The sequence below is a fragment of the Pseudoalteromonas sp. Bsw20308 genome (assembly GCF_000310105.2).
Taxonomy (GTDB): Bacteria; Pseudomonadota; Gammaproteobacteria; order Enterobacterales; family Alteromonadaceae; genus Pseudoalteromonas; species Pseudoalteromonas fuliginea.
Map to the genome: position 1 here is coordinate 1985394 of NZ_CP013138.1, position 24592 is coordinate 2009985.

Below are 24592 nucleotides of genomic sequence, written 5' to 3' on the forward strand. Positions count from 1 at the left end.
TTACCTTGTAGGTTTAAATAATTATGGAGTTCCTATGAAAGTTCTCGTACCAATAAAAAGAGTGATTGATTACAACGTAAAAGCACGCGTTAAAAGTGATAACAGCGACGTTGATTTAACCAACGTAAAAATGGCAATGAACCCGTTTTGTGAGATTGCCATAGAAGAAGCAATTCGCCTCAAAGAAGCCGGCACAGCCAGTGAAGTGGTTGCCGTAACTATTGGTCCTAAAGCATCGCAAGAACAATTACGTACAGCATTAGCATTGGGTGCTGACAAAGCCATTCACATCGAAACCGATGAAAAGCTCGAGTCACTTCATATTGCAAAGCTACTCGCTAAAATTGTAGAGCAAGAAACGCCTGAACTTGTCATTTTAGGTAAGCAGTCAATCGACTCAGATAATAATCAAACAGGTCAAATGCTTGCTGCGCTTACTAATCGTGGGCAGGGTACATTTGCATCAAAAGTGGTTATTAAAGATGGCAAAGTAAACGTAACACGCGAAGTTGATGGCGGGCTGCAAACGGTAGCACTTAATTTACCGGCGGTTGTTACAACTGATTTACGTTTGAATGAGCCTCGCTATGCATCACTGCCAAATATTATGAAAGCCAAACGTAAGCCGCTTGAAGTAATAGCAGCAGATTCGCTTGGTGTTGATTTAACACCGCGTATTCAATTAATAAGTGTAGAAGAGCCAGCTAAACGCACCGCAGGAATTATTGTTGAAGACGTTGCACAGCTTGTAGAAAAATTAAAAACAGAGGCAAAGGTGATTTAAATGAAAACACTCGTAATTGCAGAGCACGACAACGGTGCCTTAAAACCAGAAACCTCAAAAACTATTAACGCCGCAGTAAAAATGGGTTTTCCTATTGATGTACTAATTGCAGGTAACCACTTAAGCGCAATGAGCTCACAAGTTGCCAGCATTGATGGCGTAGCTAATGTTTTAGTTGCTGATAATAGCGTTTATGAACATCAGTTAGCTGAGAGCATGAGCGATTTAGTTTTATCACTTAGCGACACCTACAGCCACATTGTTGCAAGTGCTACTACAACGGGCAAAAACTTTATGCCACGTGTTGCCGCGCTATTAGATGTTGCGCAAATTTCTGAAATTATCGCAGTAGTGGATGCAGATACATTTAAACGACCTATTTATGCTGGTAATGCAATCGCCACGGTTAAATCACTCGACAGTAAAAAAGTAATTACTGTGCGTGCTAGTAGCTTCGATTTACAAGGTGAGCAATCAGCTGCTGCTATAACAAGTATTGATACAGTATCAGATTCACAATTAAGCAGCTTTGTAAGTGTTGAGCAAACAGAATCAGAACGCCCTGAGCTTACAGCAGCTAGTGTGGTCATATCGGGTGGTCGCGGTATGCAAAACGGCGAAAACTTTGCATTACTCAATGGTATTGCCGATAAATTAGGTGCAGCTATTGGTGCGTCGCGCGCTGCAGTTGATGCAGGCTTTGTACCTAACGACATGCAAGTAGGGCAAACAGGTAAAATTGTAGCACCTAACTTATATATTGCCGTGGGGATTAGCGGTGCTATTCAGCATTTAGCGGGCATGAAAGACTCAAAAGTAATCGTCGCGATAAATAAAGACCCAGACGCACCTATTTTTCAAGTCGCTGATTACGGTTTAGTGGCTGATTTGTTTGAAGTACTGCCACAGTTAGAGAGTGCTTTATAGCCTTTAAATAAACAAACGTATTCTGGTTGAAAGCCGTGGTGCTCTTTGAGTGCTGCGGCTTTTTTATACGGTTAATTCAAGACACAAAAAAACCAGCCAATTGGCTGGTTTTAAGTATTTATAAACATCTTACTAAATATTAGTAAGTTGCGCTGCCTTTAGTACGAGGGAAGGCAATAACGTCACGTACGTTGCCCATACCTGTTACATAAGCAACTAAGCGTTCAAAGCCTAAACCAAAGCCCGAATGTGGCACGCTACCGTATTTACGTAAATCGCGGTACCAGCTGTAATCTTCTTTGTTTAAGCCCATTTCTTCTAAGCGTGCATCAAGTACATCAAGACGTTCTTCACGTTGTGAACCGCCAATGATCTCACCAATACCAGGTGCTACAACATCCATTGCGGCAACGGTTTTACCGTCTTCGTTTTGGCGCATGTAAAATGCTTTAATATCACGTGGGTAGTTTTTAATAACTACCGGTGCTTTAAAGTGCTCTTCAGCTAAGTAACGCTCGTGCTCAGACTGTAAATCTACACCCCATTCAACAGCGTACTCAAACTTTTTGCCACAGTTTTTAAGGATTTCTACAGCGTCTGTGTAATCAACTTGTGCAAAGTCTTTATCTACAAATTCTTCTAAACGCGTAATTGCGGTTTTTTCTACACGTTGTGCAAAAAATTCCATGTCATCACGGCGCTCTTCAAGTACCGCTTTAAATACATACTTAAGCATGTTTTCAGCCAGTTTTGCTATATCTTCTAAATCAGCAAACGCTACTTCAGGCTCTACCATCCAAAATTCTGCAAGGTGGCGAGATGTATTTGAATTTTCTGCGCGGAATGTAGGGCCAAATGTATAAATTTTTGACATTGCAGACGCGTAAGTTTCGCCATTTAACTGACCAGATACAGTAAGGAATGCTTCTTTACCGAAGAAATCTTCGCTGTAATCAACATCGCCTTTGTCTGTAAGTGGTAAGTTTTGCATATCAAGCGTTGATACACGGAACATTTCGCCAGCGCCTTCACAGTCACTTGCCGTAATAATTGGCGTGCTGATCCAGTAAAAGCCTTGCTCGTGGTAAAAACGGTGAATAGCTTGTGCTAAACAGTTACGTACACGAGTTACCGCGCCAATCATATTTGTACGAGGGCGAAGGTGAGCGTGCTCACGTAAGTACTCAATGCTGTGGCGTTTTGCCGACATTGGGTATGAATCTGGGTTTTCTACCCAACCTAACACAGTCACTGAGTTAGCTTGAATTTCGTAAGATTGACCTTGGCCAGCAGATTGTACTAAAACACCAGTAACCGACACAGAACAACCGGCTGTTAAGCTAGTAACTTCATCATAATTATTCAGTGAATTAGGAACTACCGCTTGAATAGGATCAAAACACGAACCGTCATGAACGGCTAAAAATGAAATTCCTGCTTTTGAATCGCGGCGAGTACGGATCCAGCCCTTAATTGTTACTTGGCTGTCTACCGCAACATTGCCTTTTAATAGCTCTGAAATCGCTAAATGGCTCATCTTCACTCCAATGATATAAGTTGCCTAACTATTTTATTTTAACTGTGCGCAACACTCGGGCATTAATTGCACATAAACGGCGCTGCACTTGAACCCTGTATCTTACCTAGTAAAGTTAAATAAAAAAACTATTGTGGGCAACTCTTTAAAAGTTTTTATGCATGCGGTTTATTTTTAAGCAGTTTTAGAGGGTTTATTACTTCTAATGTTATTTGTTACTCTCAAATTTAGTGATTTTGTGGCATTATTAACAAACTAATTAAATTTATTTTTATTCACACTTAAAAAATCGATGCTATGAAACAAGTTTTTATATTACGTGGGCTACCTGGAAGTGGTAAGTCTTATTACGCGCAAAACCTTGCCGACGAATTAGGCGGCGCTGACGAAAGCCAGTACCTAATTTGCTCAACAGATGATTACTTTATTAATGAGCAAGGCGAGTATCATTTTGACAAGTTTAAGTTGCCGCAATTTCACAATTTAAATTTAGCGCGTTTTATAAATGCACTTTCCCAAGGCACGCCTTTGGTAATTGTAGATAACACTAATATTAAAAAGTGGGAATTTATAGCTTACTCTCAAGCTGCCGTTGCTTTAGGTTATCAAGTAAAAGAAGTGATAGTGGGTGAAGTGAAAGACAAATCAATGCAGCATTTATACGCTAAACGCAACTCCCATCACATCCCACTAAAAACAATAAATAAAATGGCGTACATGTTTGAGTGGTAATCACTTAGAGATTAGATAAGGCTTTTATATCGCATTGTGTAATGGCATCTAAATGAGCAGTGATTTTTTCATTGCTCCAATCCCACCAAGCTATATCTAGCAGCGTATTTATTGTTTTATCGTCAAATCTGGTTTTTATCACTTTAGCGGGATTTCCACCTACAACGCTATAAGCAGGTACATCGCAGGTAACAACTGATTTACTGGCAATAATAGCGCCACTGCCAATTTTTACCCCGGGCATAATTGTAGCGTTATAACCAATCCAAACATCATGACCAATTTCTGTATTGCCTTTAAAGGGTAAATCATTTGATTTTGGTGCAAATTTTCCCCAGCCATTACCAAATATAAAAAATGGATAAGTAGAAAATCCAGAAGTTTGATGGTTAGCGCCATTCATTATAAAAGTAACGTCTTTAGCTATCGCACAAAACTTACCGATTAGTAGTTTGTCGTTTATAAAATCGAAATGGTAAAGCACATTTTTTTCAAAATTCTCAGGACCATCAGGATCGTCATAATATGTATAATCGCCTACTTCAATATTGGTAGAAGTAATATAGTTTTTTAAAAAACCTACTTGAGGAAAACCTTCCATTGGTGAAGGATTATTGGGGTTTGGTCCGTTCATGAGGTTTCCTCTTAATTTTGAGTTAGGTATAGATATTAATCTATAGATTTATAAACCGCTAGTGGGTGCGAGGTACTTAGTGATACATGCACTTCGTCGCCAGGATTTACAACAACTTCATGGCTTACTCTGCTAGTTACAACCGTAGAACATGCAAGTTTTACAGCACACAAGCGGCTGCCACCTTCAAAACGTACCCAAATTACTTCGCCGTTATTGCCAACACTGCTTTGTACAAGTAACACATCGTCTGGTCGAAGTAGTACATCAACGTCGCCACTTTCACAGTCAACGCCATGAGCGGGCGCATTACCAATTGAAGTAGTGGCTTGTCCTTGGTTAAATTGGCCGCTAATAAAGCTGGCTTCACCTAAAAAGCGTGCGACAAAGCGATTGTTTGGTGTACTAAAACAGCGCTCCGGTGCATCTATTTGCTGAATCTTTCCGCCTTTTAAAATACCTACGCGATCGCCAACCGACAGCGCCTCTTCTTGGTCGTGTGTTACCCAAATTGCAGGCACGCTAGCGGCTTTAAGTGCGTTTCTGATATCCCAACGAAGCATATCTTTAAGGGCTGCATCTAAGTTAGAAAGCGGCTCGTCAAGTAATACGAAGTCAGGCTGGTGGGCAAGGGTGCGCGCAAGTGCGACGCGCTGTTTTTGTCCGCCAGAAAGCGTTGCTGGTTTTTTATTTCTAAAATCATCAAGCCCAAGTAGGTTTATCCAATGATCGGCAGGGGCTGTATTTTTTAACCTAAAGCAAATATTTTGCTGCACAGATAAGTGCGGAAATAACGCAAAGTCTTGAAATACCATACCAACACTGCGTTTCTCAGGAGGTATTGTTAATTTGGGTGTCGCGCGCCATTTGTCCGTGTTTATTTCGCCTTCGCTAATAGGTATAAGGCCAGCAAGGGCTTGTAAAATTGTACTTTTACCACAACCTGTTGGCCCTACAAGCATAAGGATTTCGTTTTCACCCAGCGATAAGTTTAAATCGCTTACTACGCGGTTACTGCCATAATCTATAGACAACTGACTTACAGATAGCATTGTTTTTTAAATCCTTAATGTTCAAACTGGTTGCGTTTTTCGCCAGACATCATAATAGCTAAGCCGCAGGCAGATATCACTACTAACAATAATCCAGGAATAGCGGCACGGCCAAAATAGCCCGCCTCGTATACACGCCATAAATAAGTTGAGAGGGTTTCAAAGCCGGTTGGACCAAGTAGTAGGGTAGCTTCTAACTCACGCATTGATTCTAAAAATACCAGTGCAGCACCGGCAATAATACCGCGCATAGTTAAAGGCAGTGTTATGCGAGTAAACGCTTCGCGTGGGCTTGCGCCAAGTACGCGAGCTGATTTTACTAATCTTGGATCTAAGTGCTCGGTACTTGTTCTGATTGAGCCTACTGCAAGCGGTAAAAATCGCAGCATATAAGCAATAATAAGCAATCCCAGTGTTTGATACAAAAACGGCAATTGCAAACCACCGTAAACAAGGGCTGTGCCCATTACTATACCCGGGATACCAAAGCCAAAGTAAGTAACACGTTCCATTATGCGACCCGCTTTGCCGCTAAGCGCGGCATGCGCTACTGGAATGGCCACTATCACAGCGACAATTGCGGCAATGAGCGATGCATACGTTGAGTTCCACGCAATGCTAAAATCAAACGAGCTAAAACCATCTCGTGCTAGCCAAAGTGAAAATATAGCTAAAGGCAAGCCAATAGCGAGTAGTAAAATAGGGGCAAACGTAACAAACAGCGCACTTAGTTGTAATTTACTTGGAAATAAAATTAACGGGCGGCCTTGGCGTTCAGGCGCGGTTTTTATTTGTGATTCAACTAAAAGTAAAAAGCCAACAATCACCATTAGTTGCAGTGAGAGCATGGCAGCGCGCCCTAAAGCAAAGGCATTGTATTCAACATAAATGACACGGGTAAAAGTATCTAAGCGCATCATGGCAGGTGTACCAAAGTCAGATAACGTATAAAGCGCGACTAACAATGAGCCTGCTGCAATACCGTTAACTACGCGCGGTAATATAACTTTAAATATACTTTGCGTCATCGACATGCCCAGCGTACGCGCGGCATTAACCATGCTTGCATCAAGGCTCAGTAAAGATGAGCGAGTCGTCATCATTACAAACGGAAAGGTATACAGAGTCATTACAATGGCGGCACCTGTTAGGCCATACATTGATGGTGTTTCTATTCCTGTTAAGGTGTTTATTTCGCCACCGGGGCCAAAAGCAGCATAAAGTGTAAATGCGCCAATATAACTGGGAATTGCCAGTGGGGCTGCAAATACAACCAGCCAGAGCTTTTTAAATGGTAAATGCACATACGCGCTAATAAACGCCAGTGGCACACCAATTAAAATAGATCCGAGTACCGTTAAACCCATTAACGATAACGTGTTACCTAAAATTTGCAGATTGTGGGTGTCAAACACTGAGCTTGCATCGCTTGCAAGCACAATTAATACATAAACAGGGGTTAGCGCAACAAGCGCTGCAAGCAGCGCCATTGGATAAGAGGCAGGTATTTTCATTACAATACGCCGCTGCTACGCATCAAATCTATAGTAGGGCGTAAATCAGCAAGCTGTGTTAAATCTACTTTAGGTGGGGAAATATTAGCAAGTGACGGTAAACCCTCAGGTTGGGTAATACCATTTACTAACGGAATTTCGTACGCTTCACTGGCTAAGTAACCTTGTACTTCTTTACTTAGTAAGTAACGCATAAAGTTAGTAGCAAGCGGATCGTCGTTAAGCGCTAATACACCCGATGCATTAACTAAACAGCCCGCATCATTTTGTGTAAATGCTAAATCAAGCTTGGCATCAGGCTTGCCTGATTTTAAACGCAAAGTGTAATAATGATTTGCAAAGCCAATATCAACTTCACCGCGTTCAACGCCCATCACAACACCTAATTCACCAGCGTATGTTTTAGCACGTTTTTGAATCTTTTTAAGCCACTTAGCGGTTTTGTCGTCGCCTTCTAAAATTCGCATTGCGGTTACAAACGATTGAAAAGAAGCGTAGGCGGGCGCCCAGCCAATACTTAAATCGCTGTCGGCAATTTCCATAATACTTGTTGGAATTTGATCTTTGGTTAAAAGCGACGTGTTATATGGCAATGTACGAATACGGCCAGTTACTGGTGCCCATTCTTTATATCTAAACTGTGGTTGTAACTGAGCAGATAAAACACCAGGGATAGGTTGTGCAAGGCCAGCATCGGTTACTAAACCAATCGCGCCTGAATCAACCGCCCAAAATAAATCAGCGCGGCGAACGCCGGCTTTAGCTTCTGCAACAATGGTATTTGCTAAAGCAGCAGTAGGACCACGGCGTATACCGAGTTTAAAGTCTGGATTTTTTTTCTGGATTGCTTGTAATACGTTTTCATACAAACCCCCTTCGCCTCGGCCTAAATAAAGCGTTAACTCGCCTTTAAGCTTTGGTAAATCGTCAACAGAAACAGGGTTTGCTATATCAGCGGCTAGCGCACGAGAAAAAGGCAGTGGCAATGAGCCAACCACCCCTAACGCAGCTAGGCCTTGAATAAAGGTCCTACGCTTCACTTAAAATACATCCTTACGCGCTTTTTCGGCTTTTTCTATTAAAACCTTAGCGCGGTCTAATTTTGTTTGCATGTCACTGATCACATCGCGTACTTCGTCTACGCTTTTGCTGTTTTTAATGGCTTGTGGCAGTGTTACGTTAAAGTCTTTTTCCAGCACTTCAACTAGTTTTGCATCTTGTTCAATAAGAGTACCTTCAACGCCTTCAAACAGGTGCAGATAAGTATCGTGAACAATTTCAGTTGCTTCGTCTCGTAAACGCTCAGCAAATTTAGCTACTACACGGTCTAATTTGTGCTTAATTTCATCAATTGTGGCACTTTGTGTCATTTGAGTTGTAGCGGTTGCTTTTACAGTGTCTAACAAGCCTTTTTGCTGGAATTTTGCAGCAAGCTTAACAGCCCCAAGACCTTGCCACAAGGCTATGTTCATCGCTTTTTGCTGTTTACGAACTTCATCAGCAGGCTGCTTATTATCAATGGCCATTTTTACGCCATAAAGACCCTGCCAAATAGAAGCGTATACTGGTACAAAGTTAGTTTCTATTGCGCTGTGAAACTTAACTGATTCCCAATATTCAATTAAATCATCAGTTTTTACAGATTTTGCGCCTTTAGTATCGTAGTCGCTTACCATGGTATCAACTTTGCCTACCATCCATTCTACTTCTTCTGCGTAACTTTTAAGGTTAGCTTGAAGATGATTAACATGCTCGCCAATAGGGCCGTTAGCTAATACTGGTTGAGCCATAAACGCCGAGGCGAGTAAAAGGCTTGCACCTAAAGTTTTGGCTGGTTTAAATAATAAATTCATAGCAGAAAAGTCCAAAAAGAGTAATTGTAAATGATAGCCATTATCATATAGCTTATGGTTAGTGAGATCAATAACCACAAACTCGCTTAATAGATAAAAACACTAAATGTAGCGGTAAGTTACAGTAAATAGCGCTATAACTTGTATTAGGATTAGTTATTGAGACCGACTATTAAGCGTAATACTTGCCTTTAATGGCATTATAAATGGCATCACACAGTGTTTTTATACTGGTGTCGTCACTTATATACGGTGGCATAAGGTAAATTAGTTTACCGAATGGACGTATCCATACACCTTGCTTTACAAAATAAGCCTGAATTTTAGCAACATCAACATTGCCAGTAGCCTCGTTTAGTTCAACAACGCCTATTGCACCTAAGGTACGCACATTGGCAACCACATCTAGTTCACTGCATTTATTAAGTTGTTGTAGCTGTGTGTTTATTTGCTTTATTCGTTGTTGCCAGTTTTGCTCAAGTAATAAATCAATACTTGCACAGGCTGCAGCACAGGCAAGCGGGTTGCCCATAAAAGTAGGGCCGTGCATTAAAACACCGGCTTCACCTTCGCTGATGCCAATGGCTATTTTATCGCTAGTGATAGTGGCCGAGAGCGTCATTGAACCGCCAGTTAATGCTTTACCAATACACATTATATCGGGCTCTATATTGGCGTGCTCTACAGCAAATAATTTACCTGTACGGCCAAAGCCTGTGGCAATTTCGTCGCAAATTAGCAGTACGTTATATTGGGTGCACAATTTACGTATGCAGGCTAAATAATCAGGGTGATAAAAGTTCATCCCACCCGCGTTTTGTACTATTGGCTCAATTATAAAGGCGGCTACTTGGCTGTGGTTTGCTTTAAAGTATTCTTCAATCTCTTTGGCTTCAGCTTGGTTAAACTCGCTATCAAATTTACTAACCGGTGCAGGCACAAATACATGCTCAGGTAAAAAGCCTGAATATAAACTATGCATTGAGTTAACGGGGTCGCATACGCTCATGGCTGCAAAGGTGTCGCCATGGTAGCCCTTGTAAGGCGTCATTAATTTTTGTTTTGTAGTAATACCTTGGCTCAACCAATATTGCAGCGCCATTTTTATTGCTACTTCAACACTTACCGATCCGCTGTCGGCTAAAAACACTTTAGTTAAACTAGGCGGCGTTATATTTACTATTTTTTTGCACAGCTCTACCGCGCTGTTATGCGTAATACCGCCAAACATAATGTGGCTCATACAGTTGATTTGCTCAATCATGGCGTTATTTATAACAGGGTGGTTATAGCCATGTATTGCACTCCACCACGAGGCCATGCCATCGATTAATTGCTCACCAGTTTCAAGGTAAATAATGTTGTGATTTGCATGTGTAACGGGGTATACCGGAATTGGCTTAGTCATAGACGTATATGGATGCCAAATGTGGTCACGATCAAAATCAAGGTCAATCGTATTCTTTTTAATCATATGTAAACTTTAACTTGGTGAACATCGTTGACAATGGTACTTCAACTCGTAGACTAAACCAATATCACCGCTGAGAAAAAAATAAGAGAGTATTATGGAACTTGCACCTGTTCGTCACGATTGGACCCACGCTGAAGTTAAAGCATTATTTGAAATGCCATTTAACGATTTACTGTTTAAAGCCGCATCGGTTCACCGTGCTAACTTCAACCCAAATGAAGTGCAAATTTCTACGTTGTTATCAATTAAAACAGGCGCTTGCCCAGAAGATTGTAAGTACTGCCCGCAATCGGGCCATTACCGAACAGATTTAGAACGCGAGCGCTTAATAGAAGTAGAAAAAGTAGTAGAGCAAGCACGCCTTGCAAAACAAAAAGGCGCGACGCGTTTTTGTATGGGCGCTGCATGGTCAGATCCAAAAGACAGAGACATGCCATACATTTCGCAAATGGTTAAAGAAGTAAAAGAGCTAGGGTTAGAAACCTGTATGACGCTGGGTAAACTCACTAACGAAAAAGCCCATGAGCTTCGAGACGCAGGCCTTGATTACTATAACCATAACCTCGACACATCGCCTGAGTATTACGAGCAAATTATATCAACCCGTACATTTGAAGATAGATTAAATACCATTGACCACGTACGCGATGCCGGTATGAAAGTATGCTCGGGCGGAATAGTCGGTATGGGCGAGCAAGCAAGCGACCGTTATGGGTTACTTATGCAGCTAGCTAATTTGCCACAACAGCCAGAAAGCGTGCCTATTAATATGTTAGTTAAAGTTAAAGGCACACCGCTTGAAAACGCAGACGATTTAGATCACTTTGAATTTATACGTACCATTGCAACAGCACGTATTATGATGCCACACAGTTATGTACGTTTATCAGCAGGGCGTAACGCGATGAACGAGCAAATGCAATCGATGTGCTTTTTTGCAGGCGCTAACTCAATATTTTATGGCGACAAACTTCTTACCACCGAAAACCCAGACGCTGATGCCGATATGAACCTAATCAAAAAATTAGGTATGAACCCAGAAACGCGTCATGACTATTCAGACGAAGCAGTAGAAGCCTCGCTTTCATCGCAAGTAGCCGACAAAGCAACCTCTGAATTGTTTTACGAAGCGTAGGCTTATATCAATGCCTTTTGATTTTATAAATACGCATCTGCAGGCTCGCCAGCAAGATGCGTTACTTCGTAAACGCCACGTAGTACAACATGCAACAGCGCGCACCATAACGGTTAATAATAAAACCTATCTTAATTTTGCCAGTAACGATTACTTAGGTTTTGGTGATGTGGCTGTTAACCTTAATGACTCCCACGCATTAGGGAGTCACAGCTCAGCATTGGTTACGGGTTATCAGGCTCAGCAAAAAGCGCTTGAACAATACTTATGTGAGCAATTTGGTTATGGCGCAGCAATGCTATTTAACTCAGGGTTTAGCGCTAATAGCAGCGTAATTAAAGCGCTGTTTCAAGATAAAGCGGCTGCACAAAACAGCGCTATTTTTCAAGATAAGTTAAATCATGCAAGTTTGATTGACGGGGCTATGCACTCAAACGCGGCATTAGTGCGTTTTAATCACAACGACATGAATCACTTACGTTCACGGCTCGAAAAATCAAAAGCGCAAAACAAGCTAATTATAAGCGAAGGTGTGTTTTCGATGGATGGCGATACCGCGCCTCTTAAAGAATTACTCGCACTTGCAAAACAGCACAACGCATGGCTAATGATTGACGACGCACACGGCTTTGGTGCATTAGGTAAAACAGGTTTGGGGAGTTGCGAAGCGTTTATTACCCAAACACTGCCAGATATATTAGTCATTACCTTTGGTAAAGCAGTGGCTAGTAGTGGCGCGTGTGTATTGGGCAGTAAACAGTTTATTGATTACATGCTGCAATTTAATCGCGATTACACGTATTCAACTGCTATGTCGCCGCTTGTGGCAAGCCACACACTTGCGCGTATTAAAAGCATAAAAACAGCTGATGATAAACGCGATAAGCTAAATGCCAATATTGCATTATTTAAGCAACTCGCTAAAACCCATAATATTGCAGTAATGAAATCAAACACAGCCATAGAGCCCATTGTATTAGGCTGTGCTGAGCAAACGTTGCAAGCAGCAGATAAACTTAAACAACAGGGTATTTGGCTTACCGCTATCCGTCCGCCTACGGTGGCACATAACACCTCACGTTTGCGCATTACACTTACTGCCGCTCATACGGAGCAAGATATAACGCACTTAGTTAAGCATTTAGTAGGTGCAATAGCATGACTGCTCAGCCAGTATTAAAAACAGACCTAGTGCAAACACAACTTGTAAAACCGTGCCTAGTAAGTAGCGAATTGGATATAGAGTTAAACAAGGATTTAAGCAAGGAGCTAAACAAGGAGCTTAAAAAGTCCACCCAAAGTAAATTTTCAAAGGCGGCAGCGCGTTATAACACCCATGCAAATGTACAAAAACATGCTGCGAGCGATCTATTTTCACTCATAAAACCAGGCATTAATAAAAATAAGCTTTGTGTTGATTTAGGCGCAGGCCCGCTTGTTAATACACACACATTACAAAGCGTATTTGCAAGCGTTATTGCAATGGATTTGAGCTTAAACATGCTACAAAGTAGTGATTTAACTACATCAAAAATATGCGCCGATATGGATAACTTGCCGCTGCAAGCAAACAGTGTTGATGTAATTTACAGTAATTTTGCAGTGCAGTGGTCTGCTAATTTTTCGGCTTTAATGCAATCACTTTACAGCATATTAAAACCAGGCGGGCAGGCGTACATAAGCACTGTGGTAGAGGGCTCACTTAACGAAATAAAAACAGCCTTTGCAGCGCTTGATTCTAACAGCCATATAAATACTTTTAATAGTGAACAGCATATAAACCAATCAGTCCAAAAGGCAGGCTTTACTATTAACAGCGCTAAAAAGCGTATTTACACCGATGAATACACAACACCTTTAAAAGCTATTGCCTCTATTAAGGCTATTGGTGCAACGACACAAAATCATACCAATACGCGCCAAGGATTACTTACCAAATCGGCGCTACAAAAAGTATGCAGTGCGTATCCGCTTATAAATAACAAAGCATGTGTGTCTTATCATGTGGTGCTGTTATCATTACAAAAACACTAAATAAGCCCAAAGACATTAAAGGCAACGCATGAAAGAATTTTTTATAACAGGCACCGACACCGATGCCGGAAAAACCCACGTTACCAGTTTGCTATTAAAGTTACTTGCCCAACACAAAAAACAAGCCATTGGCTTTAAACCCCTTGCTGCTGGCTGCGAAATGGCGTTCGATCAGCTGGTAAATGCCGATGCTCTCATACTAATGGAAAGCGCAACAGTGAGCGCTAAATACGACGTAGTAAATCCGTTTGCGTTTGCACCCCCTATTGCACCGCACATAGCCGCTGAGCAAGTTGGGATTAGTATTACTGTAGATAAACTAAGTGATGCTTATAAAAACGTAAAACAACAGGGCGCTGACATTATCCTTACCGAAGGTGCTGGTGGTTGGGCGTTACCTATTAACAATACGGAGTATTTATACGACTGGGTTAAAGCAGAGCAAATGCCAGTAATACTCGTTGTTGGCATGAAGCTAGGTTGCTTAAATCATGCATTACTAACTGCTGCGCATATGCAAAGTATGGGTATAAACTGCGTTGGCTGGATTGCAAACCAAGTAGATAAAAATATGGACGAATACCAAGCAAACTTTGATTCACTTAAAGCACGTTTACCGTTTCCAATACTTGCCATAAGCCCATACAGCGAGCAAACTCCTAAGTTACAAATATACAAAAGCTTGCTTAGTGCGTTATCTATAAACACTTAAGTGGTTTTAAAAAAGTTACTTTTTTAGGTAAATCTTGAAATAGTCAGCCTTAGTACACATATAAACATTTATAAATACATAGCTTGCTTAAAGACAATGTTACTAAGGACATAACGACTATATGACGCACCCATTTATTGAAAACTACGCCCCAGATGCGCACGTAAGCGCTGAGCCAAAAGCACTAAACTATGGCTTACCTAAAAAACGCGTAGGTATAATAGGTGGAGGCACAGCTGGCGCCACAATAGCCATTAGACTTGCTGCGTTAGGGTTAGAAACTTATGTGCTTGAAAAGAAAAAGTCGTTAATTGATGGCCCTCCAATGTGCCATTTGCATGCAGGTGGCAACTTATATCGTGAAATACCCGACGAAGACTGCATAGATTTACTCAAGCAATGTATAGATATTGCTCGCCTTTACCCTCACACCATAGATGTTCGCCCCACAGTATTTGCAGTGCCTAAGCGCGATGACGACTCACCGGAAGATTTATTTCCGCGTTTAAATAAATTAGTAAAAGCCTACAGCGAGCTTGTACAGCAAGACAGCGCTAACAAAGTGTTAGGCGAGCCAGAGCATTATTATCAGTTATATAGTTATGAGCAAATGCTAAAGCTTGCTAAGCAAAAACAAGTAGCCAAGCCCACGTCGTTAGATGAGTGGATGATACCCGTTGCTAAGCATTTAGATTTAGATAAGCTAAAGTTTCCGCTTATTGTTGCACAAGAATATGGCTGGAATATATTTCGTTTATCGGCCAGTGCACAACTCGCCCTTGCACAGTACAAACACGCTCATGTTTTAACAAGCACCAGTGTTAAAAACGTATCGCCAGTTATAAATACCAATAATGATAAGCAAACACTTAAATGGCACATTGAATACCAATCAGAGCCAAGCCTTGATGAACAACCTGATACACAAGCCGATTCACAAACCATTGAGGTAGATTACCTAATTAATGCGTGTGGTTTTCAAACCGGTATTATTGACGACCTGGTTGGGGTAGATGTAAAACGCATGGTTGAATTTAAAGCCTCTTACATTACTCATTGGCAAGGTGCTGGTGGGCAAATACCCGAAATAATTATTTATGGTAACCGTGGTACGCCAGAAGGTATGGCGCAGCTAACGCCTTACCCTAACGGGTATTTTCAAATACATGGCATGACTAACAACATTACATTGTTTAATGATGGGTTAGCTGATGCAACGCCAATGAGCCCACAACCTAAACTTCCCAATAAGTACCTGCACTATATTAAAGATGGCTGGGATGAAGCAGCATTGCAAACACGTACCCAAACAGCAATTGATTATGTAGCCGAGTTTGTCCCTGCGTTTAAAACTGCTAGCACACAAAATAATGCCCTGTATGGCGGACAACAAATCCCGGGTGATGACGACACCTTGCGCGTAGCCGATGTAAGCTTATATTCGCATATTAGCTACGCACGGGCCGAAAATGTTAAAGCATCGTCAACGTTAATAGCGGCAGATCAAATAGTGGGTGAGTTTATAAAATTGGGAATAATAAGTAGCGATCCTGCTGTAAATCATCACCGCAGTACCCACCAATGGTCGTACCTTAAACATAATAGCAGCGAAAAAATTGACGAAGTTGCACGCATATTGGCACACGAGCGTGGTTTTCCGATTGATATGGCAGAGCTTAATAACAGCTTGTAATAAGCTGATCAATAAAGAAACTTTAGTCTTAAATTTGATGTAAAACCCTTCTTAAAAAAATTATCAATAAACACATAAATAACACTTGTGTTATGACATAGTTTGTCACAGAATAGCGCTAACGTTATGACATAGTGTGTCATGGCGCAGTGATTGCTTTAACCTAATTTAATTTTATGTTCGGTGATCAAACCTATTTTTGTGAGGACAATATGAAACGTATATTTTTGTTTTTATTAACTAACCTAGCGGTTATGTTGGTATTAGGTGTAGTGCTTTCAATAATAATGAGTGCGCTGGGCTTAAGCCATCGTAGCCTTGGCGGAATTTTACTTATAGCCACAGTATTTGGTTTTGGTGGATCGTTTATTTCGTTATTTATGTCGAAATGGATCGCTAAAAAATCAACAGGTGCGCATGTGATTACGCAGCCTCGAAACGAAACCGAACATTGGCTTGTACAAACGGTATCTGCGCAAGCAAAAAAAGCAGGCATTAAAATGCCAGAAGTGGCTATTTACGACAGCCCAGAAATGAACGCATTTGCAACGGGCCCAAGTAAAAACAACTCGTTAGTGGCAGTAAGCACAGGCTTAATGCACAACATGACCAAAGATCAGGCCGAAGCCGTACTTGCCCACGAAGTATCGCACGTGGCTAACGGCGACATGGTAACGCTTACGCTAATACAAGGCGTGGTAAATACCTTTGTAATATTTGCCGCAAAAGTACTGGCAGGCATTGTAGATAACTTTATTAATAGCGATGAAGAAGAGGGCGGCAGTAGCTGGACATACTTCTTATTCGATATGTTATTCCAAGTATTATTTGGCGTGCTAGCAAGCATAGTGGTTGCAAGTTACAGCCGTAAACGTGAATTTGCAGCCGACAGCGGCGCAGCAAAACTAGTTGGTGCTGATAAAATGCGATCAGCCCTTGAGCGATTAAAGCAAAACCATCCTTCGCAATTAGAAGGCTCAATGATGGCCTTTGGTATTGCAAGTGGCAAAGGTGTTGCTGAATTGTTTTCATCGCACCCACCGCTTGATGCGCGAATAGACGCACTACGTAAGTAACGTTTAAATGTTACTTACTACATAACCCTAAGCCTGCATTAGCAGGCTTTTTTATGTGTAATATTTTTGTATCGAGAAATAATAATTACTGAGAAAGAATAATTTCAGTAATACCTTCGGCAGATAGTATTTCAATCCAGTAGCCGTCAGGGTCTTTAATAAATGCTAAGCCTTTCATTGAGCCATCATCTGGTTTTTTTACAAACTCAACATCGTATTTTGCAAAGCGCTCACAGGCTTCGTAAACATCCGGTACGCTAATACCAATATGGCCAAAGCCTTTAGGTTCTTGGTTACCGCTGTGGTATCCCTCAAAGCTGTCGTCGTTTTCTGTGCCCCAGTTATGGGTAAGCTCAATGAGTGCAGGGCGACCAAATACCCATTTAGCTTTGGTTTTATCATCACCTTCTGGCTGCTCTGGCTCGTAGCCTAAAAAGTACAATGTAAACTTCATTTCAGGAAAGTCATACTTACCTAACAGCTTCATACCTAATACATTTTGATAAAATTCGAGCGACGGTTTGGGATCTTTAATACGCAACATAGTTTGCTGCATCACATAGCCTTTAGTGGCTTGTTCAATTTGCTCTGGAGATTCGTTATAGCTAGACATGGTAATCCTTTGTATAAATTAAGAAGCGAAAATAGAGATATAATGCTTAAGCTATCATAATCAACCATAAGTTAAATTTAAACTGCTTTAACTCATTACTTACCCTTTTATTCATATAGCTTTAATTTGTATGCGTGTACGGTTTAACTAAACGCTATAAGTAATTTTAAATACAAGGAGCCACTATGTTTTACGATGATATTCAGGGGTTATTACGTGTACTTACAATAGGTGTACTGGGTTATATTGCACTGGTGTTTTGGCTACGTATATCGGGTAAACGTACGCTTTCAAAGTGGAACGTGTTCGACTTTATAGTCACCATTGCGCTGGGCTCTATATTGGCGTCTGTTATTATTTCAAAAAGTGTTCCGTTAGCTGAGGGCATATTGGCGTTTGTTGTGTTAATAGGGCTGCAATATATTATTACGTGGCTTAGTGTGCGCTCGTCAAAATTTGCAGCGCTTATAAAAGCAGAGCCCACGTTTTTAATGAGTGATGGTGAATACTGCACTGCTGCACTTAAATCGCAGCGGGTAACTAAATCAGAAATTCGCGCTGCTATTCGTGGTGCAGGCATATTAGCCATTGAAGATGTAGCCGCCGTAGTGCTCGAAACAGACGGCAGTTTTAGTGTAATGGCTCACAGTAACCGTGGCTCTAAAACCGCGTTAAGCGATGTAGTGAGTATTAAATAGTGATAGAGAGCATTAAAGAGTAATAAAAGGGGAGACAGGTGTGATTGCCTAGCAGATTCAAGCTGACGTGGTTTAATGGATTCGACTACCCCAGTTAAGAGATAATCAACTTAACTGGAGATCGATAATGACAAAACGTAAAAAGTATTCCAAAGAATTTAAACTTGATGCTATCGCATTAGTTGTTGAGCAAAACTACTCACAAGCAGAAGCCTCTAGAAATTTAGGGGTAAATCCCAACATGCTTGGTCGCTGGATAAAAGAAGCTGAAAATGATAATGGGCATGCTTTTAGAGGGAACGGTAATTTAACCCCTGAGCAAGAAGAGATCAGAGAGCTAAAAGCGCAAGTGAAACGCCTAGAAATGGAGCGTGAAATATTAAAAAAAGCGACGGTCTTCTTTGCCAAAGAAACGAAGTGAAATATTCGTTCATAACCCAATACAAGAAGACCTGGCCTGTGGCGACAATGTGCCGAATACTGGGTGTAAAAAGTAACAATTACTATAGTTATCAAAAGCGATTCTCAACTAAATCAGAGGATCCAACACATCAAGAAATGATTGATTGTGTCAAGGACATAGCGCACTTCAGTGATAATACTTACGGTGAAAGGCGTATTCAGAAAGTCTTAAATGCACTCGGTTTTCCGGTGAGTCGTTACAAAACAGCACAGCTAATGAAAGAGGCAAATGTCTGGGTGCGTTATAAAAAGAGATACAAAGTGACAACGAATAGTGAGCATAATAAGCCTATTTATCCCAATGTACTTGAGCAAAACTTCAACGTTGAAGCAGCTGATCAAGCCTGGGTACAAGATATCACTTATGTTTGGACTGCAGAAGGTTGGTTGTATCTGGCGGTAGTGATTGATTTATATTCGCGCAAAGTCGTTGGTTGGAGCATGGGCTCACGAATGAAAGCGCAGCTTGTCTGTGACGCACTGACTATGGCGATGTGGCAACGCCAGCCCAAAACAGGGTTAATTATCCATTCAGATCAAGGGGTTCAATATGCAAGCCACCAATATCGTAAATTGCTCAAGTCAAATGACTTCATTGGTAGCATGAGTAAGAAAGGCTGTTGCTGGGATAATGCTGTTGCAGAAAGCTTCTTCGGTAGTTTGAAGCAAGAGCGCGTGCATTGGAAAAACTACCCAACGCGTTATGAGGCTCAACAGGATGTAATGAATTACATCTGTATGTGGTACAACAGTCGTCGCTTACATTCGTACTTAAATTATCAAAGCCCAAATGACTTTGAAGAACGAATCGAAACATTAGATATGGTTTCTTAACTAGGGTGACTGAATTTAGTTGACCACGTCAAGCCTGTCTCATTTAATTTATTTAAGTTACTTAGCGGGTTCTAATAAACTAAAGGTAGGTAAGCGCCATTTAAAGCGTACGTATTAAGTAACCTGCAACCAAGCTCACAATAATGCTTATGTTGTCGTCAATATTGTAATGGTGCAATGCTAGGTATAAGCACGCTACAATTAAAGATACGCTTGCATATAGCTCATTGTGTAATACTAACGGTGTTTGGCGACATATTAAATTGCGCAGTAACCCACCAAATACGCCAGTAACAACGGCGGCCACTACACAAATACCGTAATGTAATCCCATATTTAGACCCACTTGGCAGCCAATAATACTAAAGGCAGCTAAACCCAGCGCGTCTAGGCGCATAAATATGCCTTTAAATTTAACCACCCATTTAGCCAGCCACGTAGTGACAATACCGGCAATACATGTAATTAATAGATACTCAGGGTGTTGTACCCATGTAAGCGGGTAATTGCCTAGTAATATATCTCGTACGCTGCTACCACCAATTGCGGTCGCACTGGCTACTAGCACTACGCCAAACCAATCCATTTTCATTCGCCCAGCGCTAAGTGCTAAGTGCACCGGTCATGGCTTCTGCGGTAATACCAATAATATAAACAAAGGTTAGTAGCATGAGATAATAACTTAAAATCTGTACGTAAAAATAAGGAGTGGATTGTATAGATAAATTAAGCAAATAACGAATGAAAAATCACATTAGAAAAGCTTCATTCAGATAGAAATAACTAATAAAAAAACCGAGTGTAAACAAGCTATTATGCTAATGGTTGGACGCGCAATGGTTGACATGAATTAAAGGACATTTGGCCGCAATTTTAAATTTCGATGCATAGCATGTTTAAGTTAATTCATAAGGAGGAAAGGCTTGTGCAAAAGTGGACGTTCTTAATAATTGTTACATCTAAATAGATTATCGCTTAAACTTTTAGAAATATTTTGTTACAAGGTATTTGTTAATTATTTGTTTCGTTCGTTCCCGTTTCGTGTATTTTATAAGTCTCTTTGTATTAATTATAAACGGAATTACTTATGTTAAGTAAGAAAAAATTACTACCCTCTATATTTATACTTTCATCATTATATAGCGTATCTTCTAATGCAGGGGTCTTTGATTTACCCGACAATTGTACCTATGGTAGAGCTGAAAGCTTCGAATTAACATCTGATGATATTGGTAATGGCGTGGAAGCTGGTTATGATATTTATAATGATAACGATAGAAATTATGATCAAGCAGAATTAAATTCTTGGAAACAATTAGTTGAAAGCTTAAAAGAGATTATTGATTCTTACGATTATGTGAGAATTGAAAGCCCTAAGTTTGTACTTCAAAACCAAAGTTTCAGAGTTAAAGCTAATTTGTTTGATACATTCGCTAATATCAGGTTCAACAATTCAGAATTTGGATATGTAGGAACTGACAAATCTAGTATTGAAGCAAATGCATACAGAAATATGAGCTTTAGTAAATCATACGGAGCTGGGTTAGTGTGGGTTAATAGAGCTAACGGGATGTGCTCAGCTGAAAGTGTGTGGGTTCAAAAGCCCCCTCAAATAATTTCAGGAGATACCTCATATAATGCTAGTAATGGCCAAATAGTCGTTAATACAAACTATAAAGTGGATAAATACTCAGAAGCAGCAAAAAATCAGAACAAATTGGTAAGAGTTCAAGTCAATATAACTAGCGATAACTTCAACACAACTACCAGCAAATCCATAAATGTAAGCGAATTGTCTTCAATAAAGCAGATATCTATTTTACCTCATGCAGGTGCTGGCCTCTACTCTGTTCAAGCTACAGTATACGATGGTAATTACGTAGCAAGTCTAAACCTAGGTAATACCTTTGTAAGAGACGGTACCGTTATTCCTCCTTGCCCAAGATGTAACAAAAATTAATCTATATCCAGTCTTAACCGAAAAGAAGCCAAAAGCTCTAGCTCTTGGCCTCTTTTTAAATTCTAGTAATGCATAAAATTATATAATTTTTTCCATAGCAAAATAGTTAGACATTTAACATACGAGCTTAAGTATTAAGCTGCTTTTTTTGAGTGCTTAAATTAACGTAACATGAATATTTAGTTGCATGGTTTTAATTCTGGAACATATAATAACAAGTGTTAACTAAATGGAATTTACGTAAATCGCAGCTTAAGCAGAACAGGTGGATAAATGAACAAAGGATTGTTAAAGTCGTGGAAAACCGACAAAGGTTTTGGTTTTATTAAATCAGACACCCTAGAACACGACACCTTTATACACATATCAGCGCTCAAACACATGAGCCGCAAGCCAAAAGTTGGCGACACTATTTACTTTGAAGTTGCTACGCAGCCCGACGGTAACCCGAATTCAGGTTCCAAGTGCACCAAACCTTAAATCACTAATTAATAAAGACTTCTTCAGCTGTCTGATAATTTAGTATTTTCCTTGGGCGAGTATTAATTTTCATTACAACCTCTTGGAGTTGTTCATTAGTTATAGTTGAAAAATCAGTTTTCTTTGGGAAATAACGCCTGATCAGACCGTTTGTATGTTCATTTGTTCCTCGTTGCCACGAACAATAAGGATCAGCAAAGTAAATAATAAAATCTAGTTCTTCTTCCAAAGCTTTAAATTTCGAAAATTCTTTTCCATTATCCAAGGTCAGAGTTAACTGTTTATGCTCTGGAATCTCTTTAAACATCTCTACTGTAGCCGTATTGAATGACTCAGCTTGCTTAGTCTCTATTTTTTGCGCAATTAAATATCGAGAGCTACGGTCAACATGGGTTACAAAAAACCAGAGCCCTTTTTGCCTTCAATTAAGTCACCTTCCCAGTCACCTATTCGGCTTCTGTCTTCGACTATTTTTGGTCGTTCGCTAATACTTACTCTATTCTTAATTTGCCCACGTAAATCGCCATATTTACGTTGTTTACGTCTTTTTTTATGCCTCTTAGCTAAGTCTTTGTATAGCTCTCCACCTGCTTTAAAATCCTTAATCACCCATTGATAGATTGTTTCATGACTGACATGCATTAATTCATCTGACGGGTTATCCTTCTTAAGCCGACCTGCTATAGCATCTGGAGACCATCCCATTGCTATCTTACTCAGCACAAGCTCGTACAGTGCCTTATTGTTTCTTTTTCTTGCATGCCTAGAGACCTTCCTTCTTGCCATCGCTTTTTCGTGCGCTGCCTCATCGAAATAATCATAGTAGGGTGGCTTATTTCGCTTAACTTCACGCATGATAGTTGTATGGTGTCGATTTAATAGTTTACCAATGGATCGGCAGCTTTCGCCACTGTTGAATCGATAGTAGATAGCTTTTCGTTCGAAACTGTTAAGATGTTCATAAGACATTCTGAATTCCCTCGATAATGAGTTTGGTCGCACTTACTACATTAGCAAATACTTCAGAATGTCATATTTATTGGTGGGTTATGGTCAGTGGTGCACTTGCAAAATGAATTCGGGTAAAACCAAAGATTAACAATGACACCCATCCTAAATTTTGCTCTTTTCAAAATTTAGGACTACGTTTTAGTTAGTGCAAAAAACGAGCAGGGTGTCTTATGGCAATTGCAAGAAAGCGTCAAGTAAGTTTGGTTGATACAAAATACTATCACTGTATTTCACGCTGTGTTCGTCGTGCATTTTTATGTGGAGAAGACCGTTTTACTGGTCAATCTTACGAGCATCGACGAGGCTGGGTTGAAGATAAGCTGCTTGAATTAGCGAAGGTATTTTGTATTGATGTATGTGCTTACGCTGTTATGAGTAATCACACCCACTTAGTACTGTATGTTGATGATAAAAAAGCGAATCGATTAAACGATAAAGCGATTATCATTCGCTGGCATAAGCTCTGTAAAGGTATTGTACTTACGCAAAAATACATACAGGGTGAAAAGCTAAGTAAAGCCGAACTCATCTTTTTCAATCAAACAGTAAATGACTACCGCGAGCGCCTATCCAGTATCAGCTGGTTTATGCGATTATTAAATGAAGACATTGCCCGCAGAGCAAATAAAGAAGATAATTGCACAGGCCGCTTTTGGGAGGGGCGCTTTACGTCTCAAGCATTATTAGATGAAGCAGCCCTTGCTGCCTGTATGGCCTATGTTGATTTAAACCCAATTAGAGCAAAAATGGCAGAAACGCCCGAAGAGTCAAACCATACCAGCATCAAGCAACGCATAACACACGCAAAAGAAGGTAAGCAACCAAAACCACTACTGCGCTTTGCAGGCAAGCCTCGTCAAACAATGCCAAAAGGGCTGCCGTTTGAGCTTAAATCGTACCTTGAGCTTGTTGAATTAACAGGACGAATAATACGAGAGGATAAACGCGGGTATATTGATAATATGAACCTTCCTTTGCTTGAAAGGTTAAATATATCCCCAGAAAACTGGTTAAAGCTTACAACCCAATTTACGCGCGTATTTCATGGCGCAGTAGGCAGGCCAGCCTCACAAGCAAGTTACTGTGAAAATTTAAAGCGTAAACGGCGATCAAATATTAGCAATTGCGAAAAGCTACTTGCATAAAGCTTAAGCTACTCAGTAAAACTATTCAGTAATAAATCACAACTGCATTATGCAGTTATTTTCATGCGTGTAATTTAGGTTTAATAGGGCTAATGACTTATTTAACGGATGAAATAAAGTGACCCAGTTATAAAAGATAAATTCTTAACCTGAAGAGCGAATTTTTTGGCATAGTTTTGTTTTTTCAATTAAAGTGGCTGTCTAGTTTAGTCCGGTCTTTGGCATAGTTTTG

The 24592-nt window shown here is 40.4% G+C and carries 21 protein-coding genes and 3 pseudogenes; 14 read left to right on the forward strand and 10 right to left on the reverse strand.

All coding sequences use genetic code 11. From position 1 onward, the window contains the following. Positions 1-34 precede the first annotated feature (34 nt). Positions 35-784: an electron transfer flavoprotein subunit beta/FixA family protein gene (locus D172_RS08500; protein WP_007375779.1), complete on the forward strand. Its 750-nt coding sequence runs from the start codon at positions 35-37 to the stop codon at positions 782-784. After that, entirely contained in the window at positions 785-1711 is a 927-nt protein-coding gene (locus tag D172_RS08505) for an electron transfer flavoprotein subunit alpha/FixB family protein (protein ID WP_007375780.1), read from the forward strand. Between the two features lie 139 nt (positions 1712-1850). Here the strand turns inward: D172_RS08505 and asnS are convergent, their stop codons facing one another. Next, the gene (asnS, locus tag D172_RS08510) at positions 1851-3248 is read right to left on the reverse strand and encodes an asparagine--tRNA ligase (RefSeq protein ID WP_002961230.1); all 1398 of its coding nucleotides are present in this window, start codon (positions 3246-3248) and stop codon (positions 1851-1853) included. A gap of 297 nt (positions 3249-3545) precedes the next feature. On the opposite strand from asnS, the gene D172_RS08515 reads away from it, so the two are divergent. Continuing rightward, positions 3546-3980, forward strand: coding sequence for an ATP-binding protein (locus D172_RS08515; RefSeq protein ID WP_007375781.1), 435 nt, complete (start codon positions 3546-3548; stop codon positions 3978-3980). A gap of 4 nt (positions 3981-3984) precedes the next feature. Here D172_RS08515 and D172_RS08520 read toward each other — a convergent pair whose 3' ends face one another. The 6 genes from D172_RS08520 to bioA form a co-directional block, all read right to left on the reverse strand. After that, positions 3985-4614: a Vat family streptogramin A O-acetyltransferase gene (locus D172_RS08520; protein WP_007375782.1), complete on the reverse strand. Its 630-nt coding sequence runs from the start codon at positions 4612-4614 to the stop codon at positions 3985-3987. Positions 4615-4649: 35 nt separating this feature from the next. Next, positions 4650-5666 carry an ABC transporter ATP-binding protein gene (locus D172_RS08525; RefSeq protein ID WP_007375783.1) on the reverse strand — a complete coding sequence of 339 codons (1017 nt, stop codon included), beginning with the start codon at positions 5664-5666 and terminating at the stop codon, positions 4650-4652. Between the two features lie 14 nt (positions 5667-5680). Further along, complete coding sequence (locus D172_RS08530) at positions 5681-7180, reverse strand: ABC transporter permease (protein ID WP_007375784.1); 1500 nt, start codon at positions 7178-7180, stop codon at positions 5681-5683. After that, entirely contained in the window at positions 7180-8220 is a 1041-nt protein-coding gene (locus D172_RS08535; protein WP_007375785.1) for an extracellular solute-binding protein, read from the reverse strand. The genes D172_RS08530 and D172_RS08535 overlap by 1 nt, the downstream gene beginning before the upstream one ends. Next, positions 8221-9033 (reverse strand): hypothetical protein, encoded by an 813-nt coding sequence (locus D172_RS08540; RefSeq protein WP_007375786.1) that lies wholly within the window; start codon positions 9031-9033, stop codon positions 8221-8223. A gap of 172 nt (positions 9034-9205) precedes the next feature. Continuing rightward, the gene (bioA, locus tag D172_RS08545) at positions 9206-10507 is read right to left on the reverse strand and encodes an adenosylmethionine--8-amino-7-oxononanoate transaminase (RefSeq protein WP_033023161.1); all 1302 of its coding nucleotides are present in this window, start codon (positions 10505-10507) and stop codon (positions 9206-9208) included. A 94-nt stretch (positions 10508-10601) separates the two neighbouring features. On the opposite strand from bioA, the gene bioB reads away from it, so the two are divergent. The 6 genes from bioB (at position 10602) to htpX (ending at position 17157) form a co-directional block, all read left to right on the forward strand. Further along, positions 10602-11642 (forward strand): biotin synthase BioB, encoded by a 1041-nt coding sequence (bioB, locus tag D172_RS08550; protein WP_007375788.1) that lies wholly within the window; start codon positions 10602-10604, stop codon positions 11640-11642. A gap of 10 nt (positions 11643-11652) precedes the next feature. Further along, on the forward strand, positions 11653-12804 hold the full coding sequence (locus D172_RS08555; protein WP_007375789.1) for an aminotransferase class I/II-fold pyridoxal phosphate-dependent enzyme: 1152 nt from the start codon (positions 11653-11655) through the stop codon (positions 12802-12804). After that, positions 12801-13676, forward strand: a complete 876-nt coding sequence (locus D172_RS08560) for a methyltransferase domain-containing protein (protein ID WP_007375790.1) — start codon at positions 12801-12803, stop codon at positions 13674-13676. Before D172_RS08555 ends, D172_RS08560 begins: the two co-directional genes overlap by 4 nt. Positions 13677-13704: 28 nt before the next feature. Continuing rightward, positions 13705-14388 carry a dethiobiotin synthase gene (bioD, locus tag D172_RS08565; RefSeq protein ID WP_007375791.1) on the forward strand — a complete coding sequence of 228 codons (684 nt, stop codon included), beginning with the start codon at positions 13705-13707 and terminating at the stop codon, positions 14386-14388. Positions 14389-14509: 121 nt separating this feature from the next. Next, positions 14510-16081: an FAD-dependent oxidoreductase gene (locus D172_RS08570; protein ID WP_007375792.1), complete on the forward strand. Its 1572-nt coding sequence runs from the start codon at positions 14510-14512 to the stop codon at positions 16079-16081. Between the two features lie 212 nt (positions 16082-16293). Beyond that, positions 16294-17157, forward strand: a complete 864-nt coding sequence (gene htpX / locus D172_RS08575; RefSeq protein ID WP_007375793.1) for a protease HtpX — start codon at positions 16294-16296, stop codon at positions 17155-17157. A gap of 85 nt (positions 17158-17242) precedes the next feature. Here the strand turns inward: htpX and gloA are convergent, their stop codons facing one another. Then, entirely contained in the window at positions 17243-17770 is a 528-nt protein-coding gene (gene gloA / locus D172_RS08580) for a lactoylglutathione lyase (protein ID WP_007375794.1), read from the reverse strand. A 185-nt stretch (positions 17771-17955) separates the two neighbouring features. On the opposite strand from gloA, the gene D172_RS08585 reads away from it, so the two are divergent. Both D172_RS08585 and D172_RS08595 read left to right on the forward strand, forming a co-directional pair. After that, positions 17956-18468, forward strand: coding sequence for a DUF421 domain-containing protein (locus D172_RS08585; protein ID WP_007375795.1), 513 nt, complete (start codon positions 17956-17958; stop codon positions 18466-18468). 127 nt (positions 18469-18595) lie between these two features. Further along, positions 18596-19764, forward strand: a protein-coding gene (locus tag D172_RS08595; protein WP_420713785.1) for an IS3 family transposase whose coding sequence is annotated in 2 segments (ribosomal slippage) — positions 18596-18842 and positions 18842-19764 — 1170 coding nt in all. Because the reading frame shifts where the segments join, the coding sequence is not laid out codon by codon here. A 57-nt stretch (positions 19765-19821) separates the two neighbouring features. On the opposite strand, the pseudogene D172_RS08600 reads toward D172_RS08595, so the two are convergent. Next, positions 19822-20435, reverse strand: a pseudogene (locus D172_RS08600) (trimeric intracellular cation channel family protein). Positions 20436-20851: 416 nt separating this feature from the next. Between D172_RS08600 and D172_RS08605 the strand changes: the two are divergent. Beyond that, entirely contained in the window at positions 20852-21724 is an 873-nt protein-coding gene (locus D172_RS08605; protein WP_007379101.1) for a hypothetical protein, read from the forward strand. Positions 21725-21997: 273 nt separating this feature from the next. Next, positions 21998-22168, forward strand: a pseudogene (locus tag D172_RS08610) (cold shock domain-containing protein); the annotation flags it as partial. 40 nt (positions 22169-22208) lie between these two features. Here D172_RS08610 and D172_RS21910 read toward each other — a convergent pair. Next, positions 22209-23173 (reverse strand): annotated as a pseudogene (locus D172_RS21910) (IS30 family transposase). 212 nt (positions 23174-23385) lie between these two features. Between D172_RS21910 and D172_RS08620 the strand changes: the two are divergent. After that, complete coding sequence (locus D172_RS08620; RefSeq protein ID WP_007377186.1) at positions 23386-24360, forward strand: transposase; 975 nt, start codon at positions 23386-23388, stop codon at positions 24358-24360. Positions 24361-24592 lie beyond the last annotated feature (232 nt).

Coding starts and splice junctions, on each gene's coding strand:
- D172_RS08525 (WP_007375783.1), bottom strand. CDS start 5,666: ATGCTATCTGTAAGTCAGTTGTCTATAGATTATGGCAGTAACCGCGTA.
- D172_RS08555 (WP_007375789.1), top strand. CDS start 11,653: ATGCCTTTTGATTTTATAAATACGCATCTGCAGGCTCGCCAGCAAGAT.
- D172_RS08560 (WP_007375790.1), top strand. CDS start 12,801: ATGACTGCTCAGCCAGTATTAAAAACAGACCTAGTGCAAACACAACTT.
- D172_RS08620 (WP_007377186.1), top strand. CDS start 23,386: ATGGCAATTGCAAGAAAGCGTCAAGTAAGTTTGGTTGATACAAAATAC.
- D172_RS08570 (WP_007375792.1), top strand. CDS start 14,510: ATGACGCACCCATTTATTGAAAACTACGCCCCAGATGCGCACGTAAGC.
- D172_RS08520 (WP_007375782.1), bottom strand. CDS start 4,614: ATGAACGGACCAAACCCCAATAATCCTTCACCAATGGAAGGTTTTCCT.
- bioA (WP_033023161.1), bottom strand. CDS start 10,507: ATGATTAAAAAGAATACGATTGACCTTGATTTTGATCGTGACCACATT.
- D172_RS08585 (WP_007375795.1), top strand. CDS start 17,956: ATGTTTTACGATGATATTCAGGGGTTATTACGTGTACTTACAATAGGT.
- D172_RS08605 (WP_007379101.1), top strand. CDS start 20,852: ATGTTAAGTAAGAAAAAATTACTACCCTCTATATTTATACTTTCATCA.
- gloA (WP_007375794.1), bottom strand. CDS start 17,770: ATGTCTAGCTATAACGAATCTCCAGAGCAAATTGAACAAGCCACTAAA.
- D172_RS08505 (WP_007375780.1), top strand. CDS start 785: ATGAAAACACTCGTAATTGCAGAGCACGACAACGGTGCCTTAAAACCA.
- D172_RS08540 (WP_007375786.1), bottom strand. CDS start 9,033: ATGAATTTATTATTTAAACCAGCCAAAACTTTAGGTGCAAGCCTTTTA.
- asnS (WP_002961230.1), bottom strand. CDS start 3,248: ATGAGCCATTTAGCGATTTCAGAGCTATTAAAAGGCAATGTTGCGGTA.
- D172_RS08515 (WP_007375781.1), top strand. CDS start 3,546: ATGAAACAAGTTTTTATATTACGTGGGCTACCTGGAAGTGGTAAGTCT.
- bioD (WP_007375791.1), top strand. CDS start 13,705: ATGAAAGAATTTTTTATAACAGGCACCGACACCGATGCCGGAAAAACC.
- D172_RS08530 (WP_007375784.1), bottom strand. CDS start 7,180: ATGAAAATACCTGCCTCTTATCCAATGGCGCTGCTTGCAGCGCTTGTT.
- htpX (WP_007375793.1), top strand. CDS start 16,294: ATGAAACGTATATTTTTGTTTTTATTAACTAACCTAGCGGTTATGTTG.
- D172_RS08500 (WP_007375779.1), top strand. CDS start 35: ATGAAAGTTCTCGTACCAATAAAAAGAGTGATTGATTACAACGTAAAA.
- bioB (WP_007375788.1), top strand. CDS start 10,602: ATGGAACTTGCACCTGTTCGTCACGATTGGACCCACGCTGAAGTTAAA.